Genomic DNA, 22,783 nt, shown 5'->3' with positions numbered 1-22,783 from the left:
TTTAATTCAACTTAGTTGGTCAGGCGAAAACCTGGTAAAACAGGTTTTAGTCCAGCTAAAAGATTACCTTGCTAATACAGGCTAAACTCACCCAGCCACCAGCTATTAGCGTTTTTCAACTGGTATTAGCACCCCAATTTTCGCGCGTACTAGAAGCAAAGCTAATCTTGATGGTTTTGGTTTGTGTGAACAGCTTAGATACGCCGAGGTCAAAGCAAAAGTTGAGTCGATTCAGGTGCAAACAGTTCGGCTAAGCTTCTTCAAGTTTAGCTTTTTGCGTAACGAATAATAAAACCTTATAAGCAACTTCAGAGCAATGAATTTGGTATTTCACTTATTTCATTTCGAATTATATAAAGCAAAGCATTGATGATGTTGCCATCATCAAACTGGTTAAATGATCAGTTGTTAAAGTTTTGTTATTTGTGTATTATTTTTGACAACGTTGTAAATAAAACTATTATAATAAATCAAAGGAGGGAATGAAGTTAGGCGAAACACAACATTTATCTGCCTGTAGTCGTTGGCAAATCTTAAAAATAAGAGAGTCTGATATGAATTTAGTAATACACACAAAAATTATGACTAGAACAGGACTTCTATCACTCGCTTTAGCTGGGATAAACTCAGCACTAGCAGCACCACAACTTACACAACAACCAGAAACAGAGGGCTCTGCGCTCTTTGTAAATAGTAATTCTCCCACACAAAAGATTGCCGGATTTGAGTTTTGTTGCGGCCAATACAATACCTACCAAGAACATACATTTACAAACGCAACAGGCGCTTTTTTGTATTTAGATGGCGGCCATTGGAAAGACAGTTTTGCAGGTGTTGTAGGCGATCGTTTATTCGCAAGCTTTGGTTCGGGATATTTTTCAGAAGGCGGAAATAGCAGCTACTTTGGTTATGACGCAACCGGTAGTATCGATAGCCCAACATTCACTATCATTAATGATTACATCAATTTTAAAATTGGCGGTGGCAATAACAATTACACAACCGCTAACGCCACAGCCGCTGTATTGCTGTTAAACGGACAAGTTGTGCGCCATGCGACCGGGCAAAACCGTGACAATGCAATTGCATGGCACACTTGGGATGTTAGCGACCTACAAGGCCAAACAGCGTCAATACGTTTAATTGACAATCATTCTGATAATGGCGTCGACAACGTGCTTCCCTATTTACTCGCGGATGAGTTTAGAACTGCAAATCTCGCTGCTGCAATGCCAACCACACAAGATTACGTGCAACCTGAACTCGTGGGCGAAGCTTTGTTTGTTAATGCCAATAATACAACACAAGATATTGCCGGATTTGAGTTTTGCTGTGCAGGTTATGATAGTTTTTCCCAACACAATTTTGACAACGTTGTAAGCGATCTGGCTAACTTAGATGGTGGTCAATGGGCGGCTAACTACAACGGCGCAATTGGTGACAGGGTATTTTCCAGTGCAGGTGATGGGTATCAAGATATCTACGATACCAGTATTGAGCCTATAGGCGAGCAAGCCACTGGTAGCCTAGATTCACCAGAATTTGTAATTAACAAATCCTACATTAACTTTTTATTAGGGGGCGGCAGCAACCTGTTTGATGCGGCCAATCCAACCTCTGCTCTGTTGATTATAAATAATCAAGTCGTCCGCCAGGCCAGTGGCGACAACTCAACAGACTTAGTTTGGCATAGCTGGGATGTTGACGAATTTATCGGTCAAACAGCACGCGTTCGTTTATTAGACTACCACCCTGCTGATAATTCAGATGCAAGCATTCCATACTTACTTGCCGATCAATTTCGCGCAGCAGATATTCCTGCCACACAAAATATATCAGGCGAAATAGATTATTCGGCCGCACCAATCGCAAGCTCTCCCGCAAGTGAAGGACAAGCAGCCTTTAGCTCAAGTAAATTTCCAACGACTCATATTGCAGGTTTTGAGAACTGCTGTTTCAACTATGACACATACCATGCTTTTAACTTTTTAGCCTATGGTGATTTTGTAAGGTTTAACGGCGGCCAGTGGGCAGACGGCATCGCTAACAATGTGGGTGATCGCATTTTTGCCAGTTATGGCCAAGGTTATGCAAACAACGCCGATACGGCAGGCACTTGGTATGGTTGGGAGGCGACTGGTCGTCTATTATCTCCTAAATTTACTATCGAAAAACCTTACATTAATCTATTAACCGCAGGCGGTACAAATACCTTTGAGTCTGACAACGCAACTGCAATTGTTTTACGTGTAAACGGCAAAGTTGTTCGCCAATCTACGGGTAATGGCTTAGAAACTGAACTTGAATGGGTTTCTTGGGATACAACTTCTTTAATCGGTCAACAAGCTATGATTGAAATTATCGACCAACATGACAATACAGTAAGCGATGGTAGTTTACCCTTTATTTTAGTCGATGAAATTCGTCAAGCCGATAAAGCCGCGGTTGCCCCACTCACCTCGTCTATTGTCAGCCAAATTGACGGCCATAAAGTAGCATTGCAACTGAATATGGGGGATGCGAATCCGTATTATGAAAATGGCGAATTTTATATCTACTACTTGCAAAACTCAGCTTACCATTCTTGGTATTTGTCTAAAACAGACGATTTATTAACAGGCACTTTCTCCGAAGAAATTATCCCAGCGTCTGGCGACAGTACTGCACAAGATAGATGGATTGGCTCTGGTAGTGTAATGAAAGACCAAAACGGTCAATATCACTTATTTTATACCGGCCACAATAAAGACCACTATCCGGTTGAAGCGGTGATGCATGCCGTTGCAACTGACAATACCTTGAAAAATTGGCAAACCATTGATGAACATACATTCACAGGTTCAAATGGCTATAGCGATTATGATTTCCGCGACCCATTTGTATTTTGGAATGAAGACGAGCAACGTTATTGGATGCTGATTACTTCACGCTATAACAACCAAGCGGCTATTGGTTTATATACTTCAACCGACTTAGCCAGTTGGACCGCTCAACCACCACTGTTTGCTGAAACTTCGCCATTAAACTTAGAAGTACCAGAGTATTTTGAATTTGCTGATACGCCATTTGTGGTTTATTCCGACCAACGCAATGAGTCGCCAGTAGTTAAATATTTAATTAAGCAAAATAACCAATGGGTTAAACCAAACTTTGATGCACTAGACGGCCGCTATTTTTATGCAGCCCGTTCAGCTGGGCCTGAAAGTGAGCGTTTATTGTTTGGTTGGGTACCACACACAGACGGCCGAAACGATGGTGCAGCGCCAAGCTGGGGTGGTGATTTATTAGTGCATCAGTTGCATAAACACCCAAGTGGTGAACTTGCTGTAAAAATGCCAGAAAAACTAATTAACCAGTTAGATAACAGCATGCCACTCAGTTTAAGCTGGACTCAAGGTAACGCGCAATTGCAAAACAACACCGCAACCTTAACTGCAAATAGCGCACTAACCCTAGCGGCAAGTGAGCAACCTAACCGTATCCAGTTTAACCTTGCCAGCACCTCAGCTGATGCAGTTTCAGGCATTCAATTTAGATTACCTGTCAGTGGACAAGCGGACAAACTTGCATACCTAAAACTTGACCCAACTAGCAGTACAGCCAAGTTTTATTTTGCGGGCGATGAACAAAACACGGCCAACCCGAGCGTCACTATCCCTTTCAACATGCAGTCTGGAGTACATGTTGATTTATGGCTCAATCCACAATCGGGTGTGGGTGCTGTCTACTTAAACCACTATCGGGCGCTCAGTTTTCGCCTATATGATTTAGCCCAATATCAAATTGGTCTATTTAGCGAAAACCGTGATGTCACGGCTAGCGGTTTTACTCGCTTTAACGATTAACCCCTCCTAAAGGGAGATTAGGTGTCCCATCACCTAATCTCCTAATTCACAAAACGGAAACAAGCATGAAAAAAAACAACACTCACTTATTAATGGGTATTCTTTTTAGCAGCAGCTTATACTCAACAGCTGCATTAGCCGAGATACCTATAACGGAAAATCCGGAGCAATCAGGCACTAACCTGTTTTTTAGACCTGCCGAACCTTGGCAAAACATTTCTGGCTTTGAATTTTGCTGTGGTGGGTTCGATTCTTACCAAAAACATGGCTTCAGCCAAGCAAGCGGTGATTTTGTCAAACTCGATGGCGGTCAATGGGCAGCTGGCATTGCAGGCTCAATCGGAGACAGAGCATTCGTCAGTTATGGTGATGGCTACGAAGGTGAATGGGACAACACACCAGAGCATATCGGTTGGCATGCAACGGGTTCAATAAGAAGCCCAGAATTCACAATAGAACAAAACTACATTAACTTTAAAGTAGGCGGCGGCAGCAACCGCTTTGACCACATCAATGCAACCTCAGTTGTATTAGTCGTTAATGGAGAATGGGAGCGCCATGCCAGCGGCCAAAACATTGAAAACCAGTTAGATTGGCAAACGTGGGACGTTAGCGAATTTATTGACCAAAATGCATACATCTTATTTTTAGATATGCATCCTGCCGATGGTTCTGATACCTCACTTGCGTATTTACTGGCAGACGAATTTAGGGCTGATAACGCGGCAGCCGTAGAACCTTCTATCGCTAACTGGGTTAACCCAGCTAATGCCGGCGTAGCACTGTTCACGCCCGATAATTTAGCTGATTTCGAATTTTGTTGTGCAGGTGCCGGTACATATGCAGCTCATGGTTTTACCAATGCAACAGCTGACTTTAACAAATTAGATGGTGGTTTTTGGGCTGCTGACATAAGTGGAGCAATTGGCCAGCGGATATTTTCAAGTTACGGTGACGGTGCAATTGATGAGCAGGGTAATATTGCACAACTTGGTGGCGAAGCAACCGGCACATTAGATAGCCCTGAATTTACCATTAATCATAATTTTATTAATTTTTTAGTAGGCGGTGGCAGCAACCGGTTTGACGCGGCTAACGCAACCTCTGTTGTACTTTTAGTGGATGGCGCAATAGTTCGACACGCCAGTGGGAATAACCAAGCAAACAAACTCAGTTGGGCCAGTTGGGACGTCAGCGAATTTTTCGGTAACACCGCACAACTTAGATTTATCGATATCCACCCTGATGACAAATCAGATAATACTCTACCGTATCTTTTAGCTGATGACTTCCGTGCAGCAGATAGCCCAGTTGTAACCCCCGATGCAGACAGTGTCGTTAACCTAGCCGCTGAATTGATTTACGAATCGCCAGAGCTTGCAGGTGAAGCAGCCTTCTCGCGCTTAAACCACCCGCAACAACATATCGCCGGTTTTGAATTTTGTTGTGGTGGGTATGATGCCTATCATCAACATAACTTTCTAGCGACAGGTGATTTCATCCGTTTTGACGGTGGTTTATGGGCAGACGGTATCGCTAACCATGTGGGTGATCGCATTTTTGCCAGTTATGGCCAAGGTTATGCAAACAACGCCGATACGACAGGCACTTGGTACGGTGGCGAAGCGACAGGACAATTAATTTCGCCCGAATTCACCATTACACAACCTTACATTAATCTATTAACCGCAGGCGGTACAAATACGTTTGCGTCTGACAATGCAACCGCAGTTGTGCTTAGAGTCAACGGCAAAATTGTTCGCCATGCTACCGGTAACGGCTTAGAAACAGAGCTAAATTGGACTTCGTGGGATACAAGCGGATTATTCGGTCAACAAGCTGTGATTGAAATTATTGACCAACATGACAATACAGTAAACGATGGTAGTTTACCCTTTATTTTAGTCGATGAAATTCGTCAAGCCGATAAAGCCGCGGTTGCCCCACTCACCTCATCTATTGTCAGCCAAATTGACGGCCATAAAGTAGCATTGCAACTGAACATGGGGGATGCGAATCCGTATTATGAAAACGGAGAGTTTTATATCTACTACTTGCAAAACTCGGCTTATCATTCTTGGTATTTATCTAAAACAGATGATTTACTAACGGGTACGTTTACTGAGGAAGTTTTAGCCGCATCGGGCGACCATACCGTGCAAGATCAATGGACTGGTTCAGGCAGTGTAATGAAAGACCAAAACGGTCAATATCATTTATTTTATACCGGCCACAATAAAAACCACTATCCGGTTGAAGCTGTGATGCATGCCGTTGCGACTGACAATACATTGAAAAATTGGCAAACCATTAATGAACATACATTCACAGGTTCAAATGGCTATAGCGATTATGATTTCCGTGACCCATTTGTATTTTGGAATGAAGACGAGCAACGTTATTGGATGCTGATCACTTCACGCTACAACAACCAAGCTGCGATTGGTTTATATACTTCAACCGACTTAGCCAGCTGGACTGCGCAAGCACCTCTATATACCGAAAACTCGCCATTAAATTTAGAAGTACCAGAGTACTTTGAGCTTGCTGATACGCCATTTGTGGTTTATTCCGACCAACGCAGTGAATCACCTGTTGTTAAATATTTAATTAAGCAAAATAACCAATGGGTTAAACCAGATTGGGATGCACTCGATGGCCGCTATTTTTATGCAGCCCGTTCAGCTGGGCCTGAAAACGAGCGCCTATTGTTTGGTTGGGTACCACATACAGATGGCCGCAATGATGGCGCCGCAGCGCAATGGGGTGGCGATTTAATCATGCACCAACTGCATAAAAAACCAAATGGTGAATTAGCGGTTAAATTTCCGGATAGATTGAAGGCGCAGTTCAAAAATACCTTGCCGTTGAAGGGTCAAAGTGATTCCAACTTAAAATTGCGACCTAAACAAAAAACGTTTTTCGCTGCCCATGCCAATAAAAACTTATTGGAATTCTCGAGCAAAAGTAAAAACCCGAATGCAAAACTCGCGATTTTACTGCGTAATAAAAGCGAGAAAAGTACCTATAAGCTGCTTTTAAACAGTCGTAAAAACACAGTTACTTTAATACAAAAGATTAACAGCGTACGTACGGTTTTAGCGGATGTTAAAGTTAACCTAAACCCTAGAAACGGTATTAAACTGCAACTTTATTCTGATCCAGTTAATGGCATCGGCTCGCTCTATATAAATGAAGATAAAGCGCTCACATTTCGTTTATATCAACTCAAAGATTACACAGTCGGTATAAAGGCGAAAAAAGGCATGTTAGAAGTTAGCGAACTATCCCGAATCGCTTTATAGCTATTGTAAAAACAAACAAGGTAGCCAGTTTTGGCTACCTTGTTTAGTGAGTGATGTTGACGTATGTGCCAGAAACGGAAATTAGCTCATTAATTTACAATGTCAGTTGGCAGGTGTTAAACAGACCTTTAACCAGCTCAAATTTTGCATCTTTGGTAGGTTGTGGTAAGCCGGAGGCGCACCCAACATTTGTGCATATTTTATATAATTATTAGGATATTCGTTTGGCTCCACCTATCCAAACAATATTTAGACAAAGCTAATTCAATAGAAGCAACAAGCAAGACCGGCCCCCAATTTTCTGACTCGCCTCTGCCCCATTAAGTGTTAACGTAAATATCCTAAGGGCGGCCAAAATCAATAAAAGTCATTTATCCAGCTCAGTAGTTCAAAAATAGTGAGGCATAACCATTGGTGTTGACATACCTCCACTTATTTATAACTATATATCAATTAGAGCTATACAAGGAAGTACACATTATTTCTAACACTGCGCCACACTCAGCGATCTCAAGCTACAGCGGTTTTATATATCAAGGAAAAGTCGCACTTTTACACTGTTTAAAGCTAATCGCTGACAATGTAACTGACGTACAAAATTATGAGCTTCAAATAGATAGTTTAGATGACTTTGCAATACTCAGAAATGATCTTGTTGTATCTCTTCATCAAGTTAAAGCAAAACGAGACGACCTTTTCTCTAGTTACAAAGAAGACTTTGACAAACAAAAAAACAAACTTGTTGAATGTCAGGGAAGTCAGGCTTACTTTCATGTTTCAACTCCATTGAGAAGTATTCCTGAAACATTTAGTGATGACTATCCTGATAGCCAAATCTACAAATACATATATGACGATAATAGCGAAAAAGCACATTGCCCTTTAAGTGAAATAAATCAACTTATAGAAGTGATGCTAAAGAAAGCCTTATCTACACTTAATGCAGACGAATATAAACTGGAACCAAGGTACTTAGAATTAAACCGTACATACTTAGAAGAAATCATCTGCACTCTAGTAATTGCTATTCATAGTGACATACAAGAAAAAGGGTTACCACAGAACCAAACAGCCTATGACAAAAGAGTAGCCTTTGCTGTACTTCTAGAGGCGTTAAACCAAGATATTCAAGAATCAGTGAATCAAAGCTCTAAATATTGGACGTTTTTACTGAAAGCTGAGTTTGGGGAGTGTTTAAATGAGTTTTGCCAAGACCAAGAGCCTCAATTGAGCATCTCTAAACTAGAAAAACTAGCATATTTAGCTTGTAAAATTAACTTACTCGATGACCAACAAATTCTCAGTTTTAGTTCTTCTATAGTTCCGCACAAAAAAATATCTACCACTAATACCAGTATGCTCAATTATAAAAACGGTACTTTCGATAAACTCGATTTAAAACGTGGCTTTTTTAATTTACTAAAGAGCATTAACAATGATGACATTGTATACGGTGATAGCGGCAGAAATTATTGGCTTCAAGGTGAAGTTAAATATTATCCTACCGCTATCTTTGAGAATGAGGATTACGGCGACGATGTATGCAAAGAAATTTTAGAAGCATGTATGGCGCAAGAAGAAGACCAATTTTTTGAGCGAGACTTTTTGGTCAATCAATTCATTGATCGTCCAAATATTCTATCTCCATCCATAAGCTCTAAATATACAGCTTTAGACGATGAACAATCCCCTCAACACAAAATTCTAAATTTCAAAAAAATTTCTTTAATATCCAGAGACAAAGCTAAGGAATTGCTAGATGAATGAAATAGTTTCAAAGATTTTTGAGTTATTTGACTACAAACCAGTAGAAAATGAAATCAAAATTCGTTTTGAGTCAATTCTATATAAATCTCAAAAAATTGAAGATTATTGGCTTGTGTACCAAGGCTCACCTGATTCGCTATTAGAAGAAGGTATACAGTCTAACTTACTTAAGAATTCAAAACGTTTATGCGCAGACGACGCTCTTGATAAAAACATTAACTTACTTTGTTTATGGGAGTGCCACAACTTTACTGAAGAAAACATCAAGACAGCACACCTAGTTGAAGAAGATTTGTACTTCTTTAAAAAGTACATACTGTACTATACACATAATGAAATGAACGAGTTATACCAGCAAATAAAAATGCTTGGCATTAATTCCACTTTTCGTGAGCTACCATTAAAACCTGATTTTTTTGAAAGTTATAAAAGCTTATCTGACTTTTTCAACGAGGGGTGGCAAGCTCTACTGTATCGAATATGCATCAAGTTGACTTTTATTACGTTAAGTCAAACCGAGAATGAACAGCTTACCAATTTAAGTGAGATGATTGAGGGGGAAGTTGCCAATCAAACTTTGAACAAATACGAAAATATGCTTAAGCAAATTAAAGATATTGATAATTTAGATCCAGACGAGCTTCTTAATATATTGGAAAAAGCAGTTCCACATGAATAAGTTCAAGTTACGTAGAGTGACGTTAAGTAACTTCAAAGCTTTCAGAACAAAAACAGTCAATATTGAAAGTGATAATTTATCTTTATTGGACGGGCCGAATGGCTTTGGAAAAACAACATTTTTTGATGCTTTAGAATTACTACTAACAGGAAAAGTAGAGCGCTATATTCGTTGGGATCGAACAGTTGAAAATCAAAGAAAGAACTTTGGTCGGCACCCACTACTTTTTAAAGATGCAAAAAGTAACGAAAGTCTAACTGTTGAAGTGGAACTAACAAATAGTTCCGAAACAATAATAATTAAGAGGGAAGCTTCTGCCGCTGCTCTAAACAGCAATAGGAGAGTTTCAGATGGTCAGTTTGACTTATACAAAAAAAGCACTAATGGCTGGAAATTAGTCGAAAATAATAAACAGTTTATTGAAAATATATTTGGAGATAATTTTCTAAAAAACTATGCGGTCATGCACTATATCCAGCAAGAAGATAATACCTTAATACTGAAATCTAACCACACCGATAAACAAGACAAAATTAACCATTTATTTAATGTCGCTGAGTTTCAAGCAAAGGAAGACAAAATTGCTTCAGCCATGAGACTACTGAGTAAGCTTAGGGGAAGAAGGGTCGATGATAATATTAACAATCTAGAAAATCAAATAATCAAGGAAAAACAACAGCTGTCCTCACTACCAGAACCTGTTGAATATAAAAGGTTAATTAATATAAAGGAGCTTCCTTGGGATAGCGAGCAGCTTTCAGATAACGTTAGTATTTTACGGTCTTGGTTAACAGAAGATAGTGAACTATCACGATTAAGATATTTAATAGCTAGAAAACAAACATTTAAAGACTATAGATACAATTTAAAGCTTAAAACTGAATTAGCTATTTATAACAAAAAACAAGGCGGTGATACAGATCGAGCATTGTCACCTCTTTTGCAATTTAGTCATCGTTTGCATCTAATACCTTCCCTAAGAGAGCAGCTAAATTTATTGGCGCTGGCAGAAAACTATCTGGTCAGCATTAGTTCTGGCGTTATTCAAGCAATAGAGAACAACAAAGCAATTCCAAATGAGAAATTATTCGTGGAGTTTCTACCAAAAATTAGCTTAGAAAGCTTTAAAGTTGAAATTCAAACACTATCGACTTTAAACAGCTCAAGCACTCAACTAGAAAAAACTCTTAATTCTATTAAAAGTTTACATTTGGAGTTAACAAAAGAGCACAAGGTATTGATCGAACAAACGAATAAAGAAGGTGAAGTTTGTCCTACTTGTGGTCACCCTTGGGAATCTCATAAAGAACTAATTTTACAATTTGAAAAGCAACAGATCAAAATAAGTGATGAATTAAATAAAATAAGCGGAGACTTCTCTAAAAAGCTCGATGCCATTAACAATAATTATATTCAACCAATTAAGTCTAATCTGCTAAATTTTATTGAATCATTTAAAGATAGAAAAGCATATATAGAAGAAATTTGTGCATTGGAAGACAACCAAATTTCTTATTTACATCAGCTAGTTAACAAATATAAACAATACGATATCGATATTACTGAATATGCCGTTGAGGATTTTCAACTTGATGTATCTGACAATCTCAGCCAACTCAAGAAAACAGTTAATAGATTGATGCGAGATATTGATTACGACTTAATTGAACAAGACTTTGATTATTTGTTTCAAGAAGTTTTATCCAACAGTGAACAAGCCTTAGATGAAATAACCTTACATGACCTAGAGTTGAAAAATTCCTATATCAGATACTGCTACTTGTTATCGCAATACAAGAACTTGCAAGTAAAAGAAAAAGAGTTAGAGCTACAGAAGAAAAAGTTGGCTTCTGTTAATACCCACTACGAACAATTAAAAAAACTGAAAAATGTTTATACAAGCTCTATAAAAAAATACATTACAGATGTATCACAAGGAATCGAAATTTTATTCCATATCTATACAGGTAGACTTCTACAAAACTATAGCCAAGGTCTGGGATTGTTCATTGACCACACTGGAGACTCAATATCGTTTAAAGAGCAATCTAGTTCAGACATTGATGCGCTCTTCTCTATGAGTTCTGGTCAGCTATCTGCTCTTTCCATTGCATTTACCCTTGCTTTAAATCATAAATACGCTCAAAACAATCTAATGCTTATTGATGATCCCGTTCAAACAATGGATGAAATAAACATGTCTGCTTTTATCGATTTGCTTAGGTACGAGTTTAAAGACAGGCAAATATTAATTTCAACTCATGAAGATCACACATCAGCTTATTTTAGATATAAGTTTTTAAAAGCTGGTTTAGAGCGCGGTAGAATTAATTTTATGCAGCAAATTCGTGAAAACAACTAACTTTGATTTCAAATTGAATCATTTGAATACGCATGATGCACACTCGAAACGAAGCGAGCATCTTACAACTTGCTCAATTAGTGTTTCGGCATTCGCTGACTCATTTCTGTCCAAAAATGAATTTGAACGAATTTCTACTCCTCGCTCAAAGCAGAATTTCGTTTTATTGGGCTCAACTATTTAATTTACGATTTGGCTTATTTTATGAAAGATGTAATTAAGACAAAACACTCCATTCAGCGCGATTATGATAACCGCGCCGAATAGGTATTTTATTAGGATGGATCTACCAAATAGATTTTAACTGACTGATTTGCCAATTTGTCACTAGGCTGCTTTGCTCAGATTGTAAGTGAATTTGGTTAAAAGGTTTGTTAGGAAAAACCAACGAAGTAATGATCGATTTACCGTCTTCAACAAATACTTCTATTGACGAATCATCTTGAACAATTCGAACTGAATAATTCTGTTTAGTTGAAATAGCTGCAACTTGTACCATCGGAAAGTCTTCGTCAAACCTTTGCCCGCTTGGATTCTAACAACCGACAAACTGCCTGTTTTACTATTTGTTGTGATTCTCTTCCTGTAGCACTTAAAATGAAAAAAGCTAACGCTCATCTTTGAGCGTTAGCCATGTAAACGAACAAATTTAACTCGACTATTTTGAGCTACTGCTTAAATGCAGATGATCAAAGCTGACAAAGCCGCAGCCGCCTGGTTCTTCATCAAACACAACCACTTGCACAAATTGCTCAACATAATCACTTAAGTCGATTGTTTGCCAATGCTGATCACCCAGTACCCGAGAGTCAGCGCAGGAATTTGGTGTATATTGTGCGATTACTGCATCGTTTGCTGGATTGATGACTTTTAAGCCAACAGGCGCACTGCCATTGCCCCCTGACATTAAAAAGTTCAAGTGCGGTCTAGCTGCATCTATTTTAAATGTCGGAGAAGTTAATGTACCCACTGGCTGATCACAACCATTCGCATTGTTGTTTAATTCACAGGTACTCACCGCATTTGTGCCCACTTTAGCCGCATCATTAAAACTGGTCGTGCCAGCCCAAGCCGTGTCATCTGCTGGGTTTGCAAAATCCCCTGTTACAGACCAACCATCTGCTAACATTGCAGTTGGGCTGTCAAAACTGCCGATAACCTGTGTAAAAGAATCAGCATTCACAGTGATATTGGTAAGTGTTTGATCTGGGTTGGCTTCAGCGTAATCCGTTGCAACAAAGTTAAAATCAACATAGTTTGGATCAATTGCTTCACCAGACGTTAAATGAATATGATCAACACTAATAAACCCACAGCCGCCGGTTTCATTATCAAACACCTCTACTTTAACTTGTTGACCAACATAAGCAGATAAATCAATGGTTTTCCAATGACTATCATTTTTTACGTAAGCATCGCCGCACGTACCCGGGTTCAAACGCGTTAACTCAGCATCTGAGGCATCCAACACTCGAATACCGACATCATTTGTCATTTCTGCGTTACCACCAGAAATAAGCAATGCCAACATTGACTGCTCGGCAGTTACATCAAATAAAGGCGAGGTCAATGTCCCCGTACTGGCATCACAAGGATTACCATTTAACTCACAACTTGTTGTACCACCCGCACCCACTCTGGCTGAATCAGCCGCATTTGTGGTTAAACCGTGCCATGCAGTGGCTGATCCAGGGTTAGCAAAATCACCGGTAGCAACCCAACCATCTGAAATCATTGCTTGCGCATCATCAAATGAACCAATGACATTTGAATCAGAATCTTGATATGGCAAGCTTACACCGTATGTTAAATTGGCACTTTGCTCTGCCGTTAAGGTTACCGTGCCACCATCAAGCATAGTGTCACTTTTAGCTGCATCACTTTGGAACAAGTGATCAAAACTAACAAACCCGCAGCCGCCTGATTCTTCGTCATAAAATTGTGCTCGAATATTTGCGCCTTTTAATGCACTGGCCTGAATAACTGTCCAATCATCATCACCATCAATATTTGCAGGGCCACAACTCGCTGGTGAATAGTTATGTAATAAATTACCTGCAGTATCGAGTACTCGAATACCAACAGCCTTGCTATTGTTTTCACCACCGGCGAGCAAGGTATATAAGTTGTCTTTCGTTAAGGTGAATATTGGCGAGGTTAAACGACCAGTGCTTTGGTCACATCCTTTGGCATTGCCGTTCATTTCACAGGTACTGACTGCTGCATCACCTATTTGCGCTGATGCACTATTTGTTGTTGTCCCCCGCCAAGCGCCTTCAGTAGCGGGGTTTGCAAAATCACCAGAAGCTGACCAGCCTTGTGCTAGCGTGGCCTGAGCGCCATCAAATCGCCCAATAACTAAGGCATTGCTTTGCCCATCAACTGGCAAAGTTGCGTTAAATACTTTGTTGGCTTTAAACAAAATAGAAGTCGACATAGCCGCTTGGCCAAACAATTCAGGATCGGCTTGGCTGAAGGCATCAGCTGCGATCCTGAAGGTCACCAACTTATCTTGGTTTCCATAGCTTTCAGCAGTACCGGTAATTTGAATATCGACTTGATTGTTGGCGACTCGAGTCAAGGTGAAATCTAAACCTGTCGGTAAGTTTTGCGCTGTCCAATGTGATTTATCAACCAGATCAACAAAAGTGTTATTGGTTAAAGCAACTGAAATAGTCTGACCACTTTCAGAACCTTCGCTGATAGTCGCTTGCGCATCACCATCTATGGTTAACGCTGCAGACGTTACCGCTTCAACTTCTGCGTTAATAGTTGGGCCGAATCCCCTAACGTCTGCCGGAACAGGCATAGAGACAAACTGATCTGCCGCAATACTCAACTCGATATTAGAAATATTGACATCAAAGTCATCACTCGAATTGCCAGATAGCGTTATTTCAGCTGTCGTGTCGTCAATACGGTTAACACTGCCTAAACTGACGCCATTTGGTAAATTGATAGCTTGCCAGTTATTAATATCTAGAGTTTGTGCAAATGTATTATTAGTCACGCTAACTGTAATAACTTCGCCGTCTTCTTTTTCTTCAATAATGCCATCCGTGTCTGCTGTTGCTGAAATAAAAGTTCGTCGATTCTGCATATCCGCCAATTGATATACCTGAACCTCGGTAAACTCAGTATCCGCTGCTTGCGAATAAAGCGCGATGTGATTGCTGTCATCTTTTGTTGGATAAACCCTAAAAGAAAAGGCCGCTTTGTCGTTGATAAATACATCTACTACTGAACCATCAACAAATATATGGAATTTTTCTGGTTTACCAAATGCCGTTTCGTCATAACTGCCGGCTTGTTCGGTGAGCTCAAACGCACTGTCTGAAGTGGTTGATTTTGTTTTATCCAAAACAATGTTTTTATTCACTGCATCGTAATAAATAACGGTTTTTTCTTCGCCGTCAGCAGACGCAGCAATAACCACACCGTATTTGTTCGCTGTATCCGTTGCATCTAGTTCAGCGATAATTTCTACTCGGCGTCCTTTCGCATCTAACAGCGTTTCGCCATTAACAACCAAGTTAGATTGCTGGCGTAAACTGTTGTTCAAACGTAAATCACTTAACTGAGCAGCGGGTGCTTGCTGAATAGTCGCGCCGTCTGCAGCTAACGACCAAACGCGGGGTGCTGAAAAGGTTTGTGTCCAGCCTGCAGCTAACTGAGCTTCAGAAGAACGTCTTTCATCGACTATACCAATCGCAGTTAATAATCCGTCCGCATTGCGCGCAACCGTTGGTGATATATGGCCGACAATTAAATCTAAATATTTAGCTTGGGTATCGTCCGGTACGAATTGGCCATTTGTCCAACTGCCAATCCAGTACAAACCTCTGGGTTTGTATCCATCACCGACAGGGTTAACGAGCAATATATATTTATCGTCTGAAATTTTGTCGAATACCGGCATTTCCCATAAAACATTGGTGAGTCCGTCTTTTGAGCCATCTGGTGCTGTTAGCGCCGAGAAATCGGCCATAAAGTCGCTAGATTGCCAGCTATTTCCGTCCGTAATATCCGTAGTTGATAAGTGCAACAGTGCGCCATGACCACCCTTTATTGCACCGACTATCATGTGCCACGTGTCGCCGTCTTTCCATAAATACGGATCACGCATATCATCAACCCCAGTGCGGTCAATAATCGGGCCTAATTTTGTCCAATTTTGTAAATCAGCATCCGAACTGATTGCAACTGCCACGCCCGGATTAAACGGCCCTGTATGATTCACATTCGTGTAAAACGCATAGGCTGTATCACCTTCAACAACGACATCACCCGACCATATGCCCTTCATATCAAAGCCGTTAGTACCGCCCTGCTCTACCTCTGGCCAGAGCGCATCTTGCATATGTGTCCAGTTAGCAAAATTATCTGACTTCATATGACCCCAATGCATTTGGGTTTTAAACGGGCCATTTGGTGTGCGCTGGTAAAACATATGATACTGGCCTTTAAACTCAACCAAACCATGTGGTTCATTTGCCCAGTTGGCAGGTGGCATAGCATGAAAAATAGGCCGGAGCGGATCATCAATAAAACGGCTCTCTGGTGTTTCAAGTGAGATAGTACCTAACGGATGAGCGTCATCTTTTATCTGAGTGTTTGTGGTAAACGCATCTGCCGATTTACTACCTTGGTAAATCTTAACTTCATCAAACGCGCCATTTAATCCATTAATGACAGAAAATGGCCCTGAAGATGTCGTTGCATGACTTTTTGCAATGAGCAAATCAGAATCAACCTTGTCTATTTTGCCGCCAATAGGGTTAGTATCCGTAGTCGCGACTTCTACACCATTTAAATACAGTTTAATATTACCGTTAAAACCATCAACTACTGCAGCAATATGGTTCCAGCTATACAAAGGGAAAACGTCAGGCGCTTGTAAATTATACATAGTACCATTGATTGATACATTAAATTGCCATTGACCAAAGGTATTAATATCAATACTAAACCCTTTGCCATCTTTCATTTTTGAAATAAACGAGGCTGGAGACAAATTTGCGTGTCCAGTTTCATGATCACTCGGGTAGCTTTCTAACGCAACCCAACTCTCTATGGTCATTTCAGATAAATTAGCTAAATCGGGATTACCCGTCACCCAAGTAGAAAAACCATCGGTTCGCAGAGCATTGCCTTCGATACCCGGCACTCGTTCCGGATTTGTAAACGCATTTGAAATATTAAACTGAGTTTGATCAAATTGATTTATTGTTTCCGTAACACCTGATACCTCATCAAATTCTAAATGAACCAGCTCCTGCAATTCTATAGGTTCACTTTGGTCAGTGTTGTCACCTTGATCATCTTTAACCTGGTCAGGCTTAAATTCGTCAGGGTTAATTTGCCCACTACCATCAACTAAACAGCCAGAGAGGGACGAGATTGCCAGTGCGAGCGCACTCAGCTTACATACATTTTGTACAGTCATGATGTTACCTAATTTATGCCAAATAAAACAACGTTGTTTAAATTTACATTGAAAGCAAAAAAATTACAAGAAATTAACTGTTATTCTGAGAATTTTGGGTTTCTTCTAGTAAACATCTCAAATATTAATCTAATAAAATCATTAAAACCAATAACTTGTTAAATAAATGTAAATTATATTTGCAATAATTACTACACACCCTAGAATAAACAACGTTGTTTAATATTTTAATAACGACTAAAAAGACAAAGGTGTCACAATGAAAAAAGATAACAACAATAATCAAATCACAACAAACTGTATCAAAGCTTGCCTAGCCGCAGGTCTATTGCTATCTAACACAGTGAGCGCAGCACCACTCTTTGCATTGCTTTATGACGAAACAAATGGAACGCAAAATACTCAAGATGTTATAAATGCCACGACATTCTCAACACACTACACCAATAACCCGCCAGAACGCACACCAGGTATATATGGCAATGCACTACGTACTGACGGTTACTCAACTTGGATGACAGGGCCATTCAATTCAACACAAGTCAACGCGTTAACATTTGAAACTTGGATTGCGTTAGAAAGCTACCCCTCTACACATGAAAATAACCATATGCCTTCTTCACTCTGGCACCAGAAAAGTGGCATAAATGGTTTTAATTTTGGCATAAACACCTACGGGACTTGGTGGTTTACCATCAATATTAACGGCCAAGAATACAGTGTCACCGCACCTGATAGCTTTCCGTTATATGATTGGACACATTTAGCAGCAACCATAGATAACGGTCTGATAAAACTGTTTGTTAACGGGCAAAAGGTTGCTGAACAATTTACCCAAACTGGCGATGCGATTTTAGCACCCACTACAGATATGGTAATTGGCCGCAGTTACACTCCGCAAATTGATGGTGTCTTTGAAATTAATGCGATTAACGCCGCGTACGATGAAACAAAAATCCATGATGTAGCGATAGCTGACAGTGCATTTGTTGGCGCATATGACGCGGGCAAAAACACACCATGGCAACCCTCGTTAGCCGTGCCGGACACTCGTTTTGCAGATGACGACTTAAAACCCAGGTATCATGCAATGCCGCCCGCCAACTGGACAAATGAACCGCATGGTTTGGTTGAGTACAATGGTAAATTTCATATGTTTTACCAACGTACGCCTAATGGGCCTTATAAAACCATGATGCATTGGGGCAATATGGCCAGTGACAATTTGCTCGTTTGGGAAAATTTGAAAGACGCATTCTACCCAAGGCAAAATATTGGCGCTATAAATGGCCTAGGCTCTAAAGGTATTTGGTCTGGCGATGTTGTCGTAGACGACTTCGGTACGGCTCATGCTTTTTATACAACTGTTAATTACAATGGCGACTACAATCCAGGCGTTGCGTGGGCGACCAGTACTGATGCTAAATTAGAAAACTGGACACTGCATGGCGGCATAATAGATAAAAACGACCCAAACCCGGGTGGAATTGCTGATTTTAGAGACCCTTACATTTTTAGAACTGGCAATACTTGGCACATGCTAGTTGGTGCAGGTACGGGTTCTAGCGGCGCTGTAGAATATTATACAAGTAACGATATCACAACTGGCAACTGGCAACGTGCACCACATAGCTTTTCATCCATTCCTTATGGACAAATGGGCATTGGCGCCGGCATATGGGAAATGCCAGTGTTCGAATTTATTGGCAAACACAACGGCATAGATAAATACGCACTGGTTGTTGCCCCTATTGGCGGTGCAATGAATAAAACGGTTGCGCCTTATGTTAGAAGCGTTTATTGGATTGGCACTTGGCAAGAAAATGTAAACGGAAATGCAGGGCAATTTATACCTGACTTTTCAGCCCCCAAAAATTTAGATGTGATCCACGGGCACCTCTCCCCCACTGTGGTTCGTGATAACCAAGGCAAACTCACCTCAATCGGCATAATTGACGAGCGTACAAACTCACAAATGCAAAATGATTTAGGTTGGGCACATGTATTTAGCTTACCCAGAGAATGGCGTTTACTTGAAGATGGATTAACCATTGGTCAAACCCCTGCCGAAAATCTCAAAGATTTACGTATTACTAGCTCACTGGTAACTGAAAACAATATATCGGTCGCTAACGAATACAAACTTGCCGCCAGTGGCAACCAAATAGAAATGCTCATAGAGGTTGATGCAAACAACACAGCAGATGAATATGGTTTTTATATCAGCACTTCTGCTGATAAATCGGAGCTAACCAAAATCTACTATGATGGTGAAGACATAGTCATAGACAAAACCAAAACCACACTGACCGCCGGCATGGAAGAAACAGGCGTTTATAAAGACAGATACGATGAAATCGCCTTTGGAAAACCGAGTAAGTTTCAAGTATTTGTTGATCACTCAGCGATTGCCGTTTTTATCAACGATAAAGCTGTATTTGAAAACAGAATATACCCGTCAAAAGCAGATAGCGTAGATTTATATCTATATTCAAATGGCGGTACAACTGATTTTAATCAAGTCGATGTTTACCAACTTGGCGATATTAATGTTGCTGAGCATAGTATTATAGAATTGTCATTTGACGGCGAAATACTCGAACAAGCTGAAAATGGAGAAGTCATTACTGCGACCCTGCAAAACAATCAATTCAAATCTGTATTAGATAGTAACCAATGGAATTTTAGTGGTTTACCCGTTGGCGTGACCATTGGCAGCATAACGCGTGTTTCTGACAGCCAAGTGGATATAACATTGTCGGGCAATACAACAGGCGACTACGACGCCAACATCATAAACGCCACATTAAGCGTAAACGGTAATCAGCTAGTCAACAGCCAACTGCCAGAAGTGGTAAATGCTAAAGGTATTGAATTTACCGCTAGCATAGAGCCGGTGACACAAATATCGTTAAGCTATGATGGTCAAATAACCGAAGGAAGCGAAAATGGTGAAGTAATTACCGTTTCTTTGCTAAATAATAGCTTTGATACATTTAATGCAACTGAGTGGACAATCTCCAACTTGCCTGCAGGAGTGGGTTACCAAATAACCATTCAAAACAGCCAAACCGCGGTAATTACGCTAACTGGTAATGCATCAGATTACGATGTAGATATCAATGATCTAACAGTCGATATTGACCCAGCAGCATTGTTATACACTGACCCTGAACTGTTCGGTTCATCCGTATACACCAGCAGCGGCGTTGAATTTAGCGCAACAAATGGTGTATTAAATTACGACTTTGAAACAGGCTACTTAACCAATTGGTGCGTGGTACAAGGTAGTGCTTTTAAAGACGAAGATGTTTCAACAGCGACCCACTGGTTTGCAGGGCAATTTAATTTACATGGGTTTTATCACCTATGGAGCTTTTTTGACGGTGGCGATAGCGATGTAGGCGAAATGCGTACCGGCAATTTTGTATTGGAAGGTGACGGCCAAATACAATTCTTAATTTCGGGTGGCCGCGACCTCAGCAATTTATATTTAGCATTGGTCGATGCAAATACAGACACTGAATTATTGTGGGCAACAGGGGCAAACAGAGAAACCTATGAAGAAAAAGTGATGGATGCATCTGCATATATTGGCCAATCAGTTTATTTAAAATTGGTTGACAGCAGTACCGGCGGTTGGGGACACATCAACCTTGACTATGTTCGCGTGCCAGTTGCCGATAACTTGTCTGGACAATTCCCATCTGCGGGGCCAGGCAATCCACCAACCAGCATTGCACTAAACACGAGTTCAACTGCATTAACTGTCGGTGAATCACTCAACCTTACCGCGAGTGTGCTGCCAACAAACACTTGTGATGCAACCGTTAATTGGATATCGAGTGCGCCGCACATTGTAAGCGTAAATAAAAATGGTGTTATGACTGCTTTAAGCGCTGGCACTGCAACCATTACCGCAAGTACATTCGATGGCGCGCTTTCAGATTCAATAGTTGTAACGTCTTCAGTCTCTACTGCACCGACAGAGTTAGTGCTAGATTTTGAAACAGGTGATTTGAGCGGTTGGACAACCACAGGTTTAGCGTTTTCAACTGCAGATATATCTACGGCAACAACCTACTGGGGCACTGAGCAATTTAATCATCAAGGAACCTATCATATGTGGTCGTTCCAAGACGGTGGTGACAGCCAAACCGGTAGTATGCGCACCAATGATTTTGTCTTAGGTGGTGATGGTCAAGTTAGGTTTAAAGTTGGCGGTGGCGATAACATCAACAACTTATATGTTGCTTTAGTACGCAGTTCTGACGATGCCATTTTGTACAAAGCAACGGGTAGCAACATTGAAGGATATATAGAAACTGTATTTGACGCCACAAGCTACATTGGCGAAACGCTATACCTACAAGTTGTTGATAACGAAACAGGTGGTTTTGGACATATCAACATTGATGATGTGCGCATCCCCCTGTATGTCATACCACAACCTATAGTGTACTACTTTGAAGGTGCAGACTTGTCTGATTGGTCAATTACCGGCAATGCTTTTTCTATAGCCGATTTGGCCACAGAAACATGTTATTGGACTGAATGTTATGCGTTTAATCATCACGGAAATCAACATTTATGGGGATTTAAAGACGGTGGTGATAGCCAAACTGGTACTATGCAATCTCAAACATTCAAATTAAGTGGTAACGGCCAAATTCCATTGCTGATTAGTGGTGGTGATTTAGCTGAGCAAACCTATGTTGCTTTAGTTGACGCCTCTAGCGGGCAAGAACTGGCAAAAGTAACTGGCAATAACAGTGAAGCTTACCAGCGAAAAGTAATAGATGGCAGCGACTACATAGGCCAGAACCTTTATTTAAAAGTTGTCGACAATGCAACCGGCGGATGGGGTCACCTGAATATTGACCATATATTGATTCCAGTTGAATAGATTAGCCAAGTAAAGGTTTTATAAGTAACCAAAACCGCAGCCCTGTGCTGCGGTTTTTTATTGTTAAAACATTGCCGATATGATGCTCAGTAAGCTCGGCATTGTAGTCAATATTAAACGGCGACTTAAGGTTTAGTTAAAACGGTATTATCGTCGACAAGCATTGACTGTATTTTGACGATCCCAGCTATGACCTTTAGCATCGTATTTATCCATATCTTTCCAAAAAGCATTGAAATCATCAGTAAAGCTATCTAACTGCTTAGCATTAAACCGCTTTTTAGCTTCAGTAGTTAGATAAGAACAAAAGCGCTCATTTACTCTTGGCCTTATTTTATAAAAAATTCGAGACAAAAGTCACTAAACGTTTTTTGATTAGCCACAGCATAAACTGAATCACTCTCATTTTTTGCGTTGGCAATAACAATACCATCGTTTTGTAAAGATTTGTCACTCCTGGCAGCTCGAAGGAG

General features: G+C 40.4%; 9 protein-coding genes. 6 read left to right on the top strand and 3 right to left on the bottom strand.

Translation table 11 applies throughout. From position 1 onward, the window contains the following. The first annotated feature begins 482 nt into the window (after positions 1-482). The 5 genes from OLW01_RS14845 (at position 483) to OLW01_RS14825 (ending at position 11,958) form a co-directional block, all read left to right on the top strand. The gene (locus OLW01_RS14845; RefSeq protein ID WP_268076714.1) at positions 483-3,845 is read left to right on the top strand and encodes a glycoside hydrolase family protein; all 3,363 of its coding nucleotides are present in this window, start codon (positions 483-485) and stop codon (positions 3,843-3,845) included. A gap of 65 nt (positions 3,846-3,910) precedes the next feature. Further along, positions 3,911-7,150 (top strand): glycoside hydrolase family protein, encoded by a 3,240-nt coding sequence (locus OLW01_RS14840; protein ID WP_268076713.1) that lies wholly within the window; start codon positions 3,911-3,913, stop codon positions 7,148-7,150. A 414-nt stretch (positions 7,151-7,564) separates the two neighbouring features. Further along, positions 7,565-8,917 (top strand): ABC-three component system protein, encoded by a 1,353-nt coding sequence (locus OLW01_RS14835; protein WP_326498609.1) that lies wholly within the window; start codon positions 7,565-7,567, stop codon positions 8,915-8,917. Beyond that, complete coding sequence (locus OLW01_RS14830) at positions 8,910-9,596, top strand: ABC-three component system middle component 1 (protein ID WP_268076711.1); 687 nt, start codon at positions 8,910-8,912, stop codon at positions 9,594-9,596. Before OLW01_RS14835 ends, OLW01_RS14830 begins: the two co-directional genes overlap by 8 nt. After that, a complete protein-coding gene (locus OLW01_RS14825) occupies positions 9,589-11,958 on the top strand; it encodes an AAA family ATPase (RefSeq protein ID WP_268076710.1) in 2,370 nt (789 codons plus the stop codon). Before OLW01_RS14830 ends, OLW01_RS14825 begins: the two co-directional genes overlap by 8 nt. Positions 11,959-12,244: 286 nt before the next feature. On the opposite strand, the gene OLW01_RS14820 is transcribed toward OLW01_RS14825, so the two are convergent. Together OLW01_RS14820 and OLW01_RS14815 are read right to left on the bottom strand one after the other, a co-directional pair. Next, positions 12,245-12,457 carry a GH32 C-terminal domain-containing protein gene (locus OLW01_RS14820; protein WP_268076709.1) on the bottom strand — a complete coding sequence of 71 codons (213 nt, stop codon included), beginning with the start codon at positions 12,455-12,457 and terminating at the stop codon, positions 12,245-12,247. Positions 12,458-12,616: 159 nt separating this feature from the next. Further along, complete coding sequence (locus OLW01_RS14815; protein ID WP_268076708.1) at positions 12,617-17,404, bottom strand: GH32 C-terminal domain-containing protein; 4,788 nt, start codon at positions 17,402-17,404, stop codon at positions 12,617-12,619. Between the two features lie 259 nt (positions 17,405-17,663). Here OLW01_RS14815 and OLW01_RS14810 point away from each other — a divergent pair, with 259 nt between their 5' ends. Then, the gene (locus tag OLW01_RS14810; protein ID WP_268076707.1) at positions 17,664-22,310 is read left to right on the top strand and encodes a GH32 C-terminal domain-containing protein; all 4,647 of its coding nucleotides are present in this window, start codon (positions 17,664-17,666) and stop codon (positions 22,308-22,310) included. A 147-nt stretch (positions 22,311-22,457) separates the two neighbouring features. Here the strand turns inward: OLW01_RS14810 and OLW01_RS14805 are convergent, their stop codons facing one another. Next, positions 22,458-22,664 carry a hypothetical protein gene (locus OLW01_RS14805; RefSeq protein WP_268076706.1) on the bottom strand — a complete coding sequence of 69 codons (207 nt, stop codon included), beginning with the start codon at positions 22,662-22,664 and terminating at the stop codon, positions 22,458-22,460. Positions 22,665-22,783: the final 119 nt, after the last annotated feature.

The sequence above is a fragment of the Catenovulum adriaticum genome, assembly GCF_026725475.1.
Taxonomy (GTDB): domain Bacteria; phylum Pseudomonadota; class Gammaproteobacteria; order Enterobacterales; family Alteromonadaceae; genus Catenovulum; species Catenovulum adriaticum.
Note: the sequence above shows the minus strand (reverse complement) of the source record. Positions and strands in the feature narration are given on the sequence as shown.

What these genes read in the sequence shown, in the direction of transcription:
- OLW01_RS14815 (WP_268076708.1), bottom strand. Translation starts at nt 17,404, where the DNA reads ATGACTGTACAAAATGTATGTAAGCTGAGTGCGCTCGCACTGGCAATC.
- OLW01_RS14840 (WP_268076713.1), top strand. Translation starts at nt 3,911, where the DNA reads ATGAAAAAAAACAACACTCACTTATTAATGGGTATTCTTTTTAGCAGC.
- OLW01_RS14820 (WP_268076709.1), bottom strand. Translation starts at nt 12,457, where the DNA reads ATGGTACAAGTTGCAGCTATTTCAACTAAACAGAATTATTCAGTTCGA.
- OLW01_RS14845 (WP_268076714.1), top strand. Translation starts at nt 483, where the DNA reads ATGAAGTTAGGCGAAACACAACATTTATCTGCCTGTAGTCGTTGGCAA.
- OLW01_RS14830 (WP_268076711.1), top strand. Translation starts at nt 8,910, where the DNA reads ATGAATGAAATAGTTTCAAAGATTTTTGAGTTATTTGACTACAAACCA.
- OLW01_RS14825 (WP_268076710.1), top strand. Translation starts at nt 9,589, where the DNA reads ATGAATAAGTTCAAGTTACGTAGAGTGACGTTAAGTAACTTCAAAGCT.
- OLW01_RS14810 (WP_268076707.1), top strand. Translation starts at nt 17,664, where the DNA reads ATGAAAAAAGATAACAACAATAATCAAATCACAACAAACTGTATCAAA.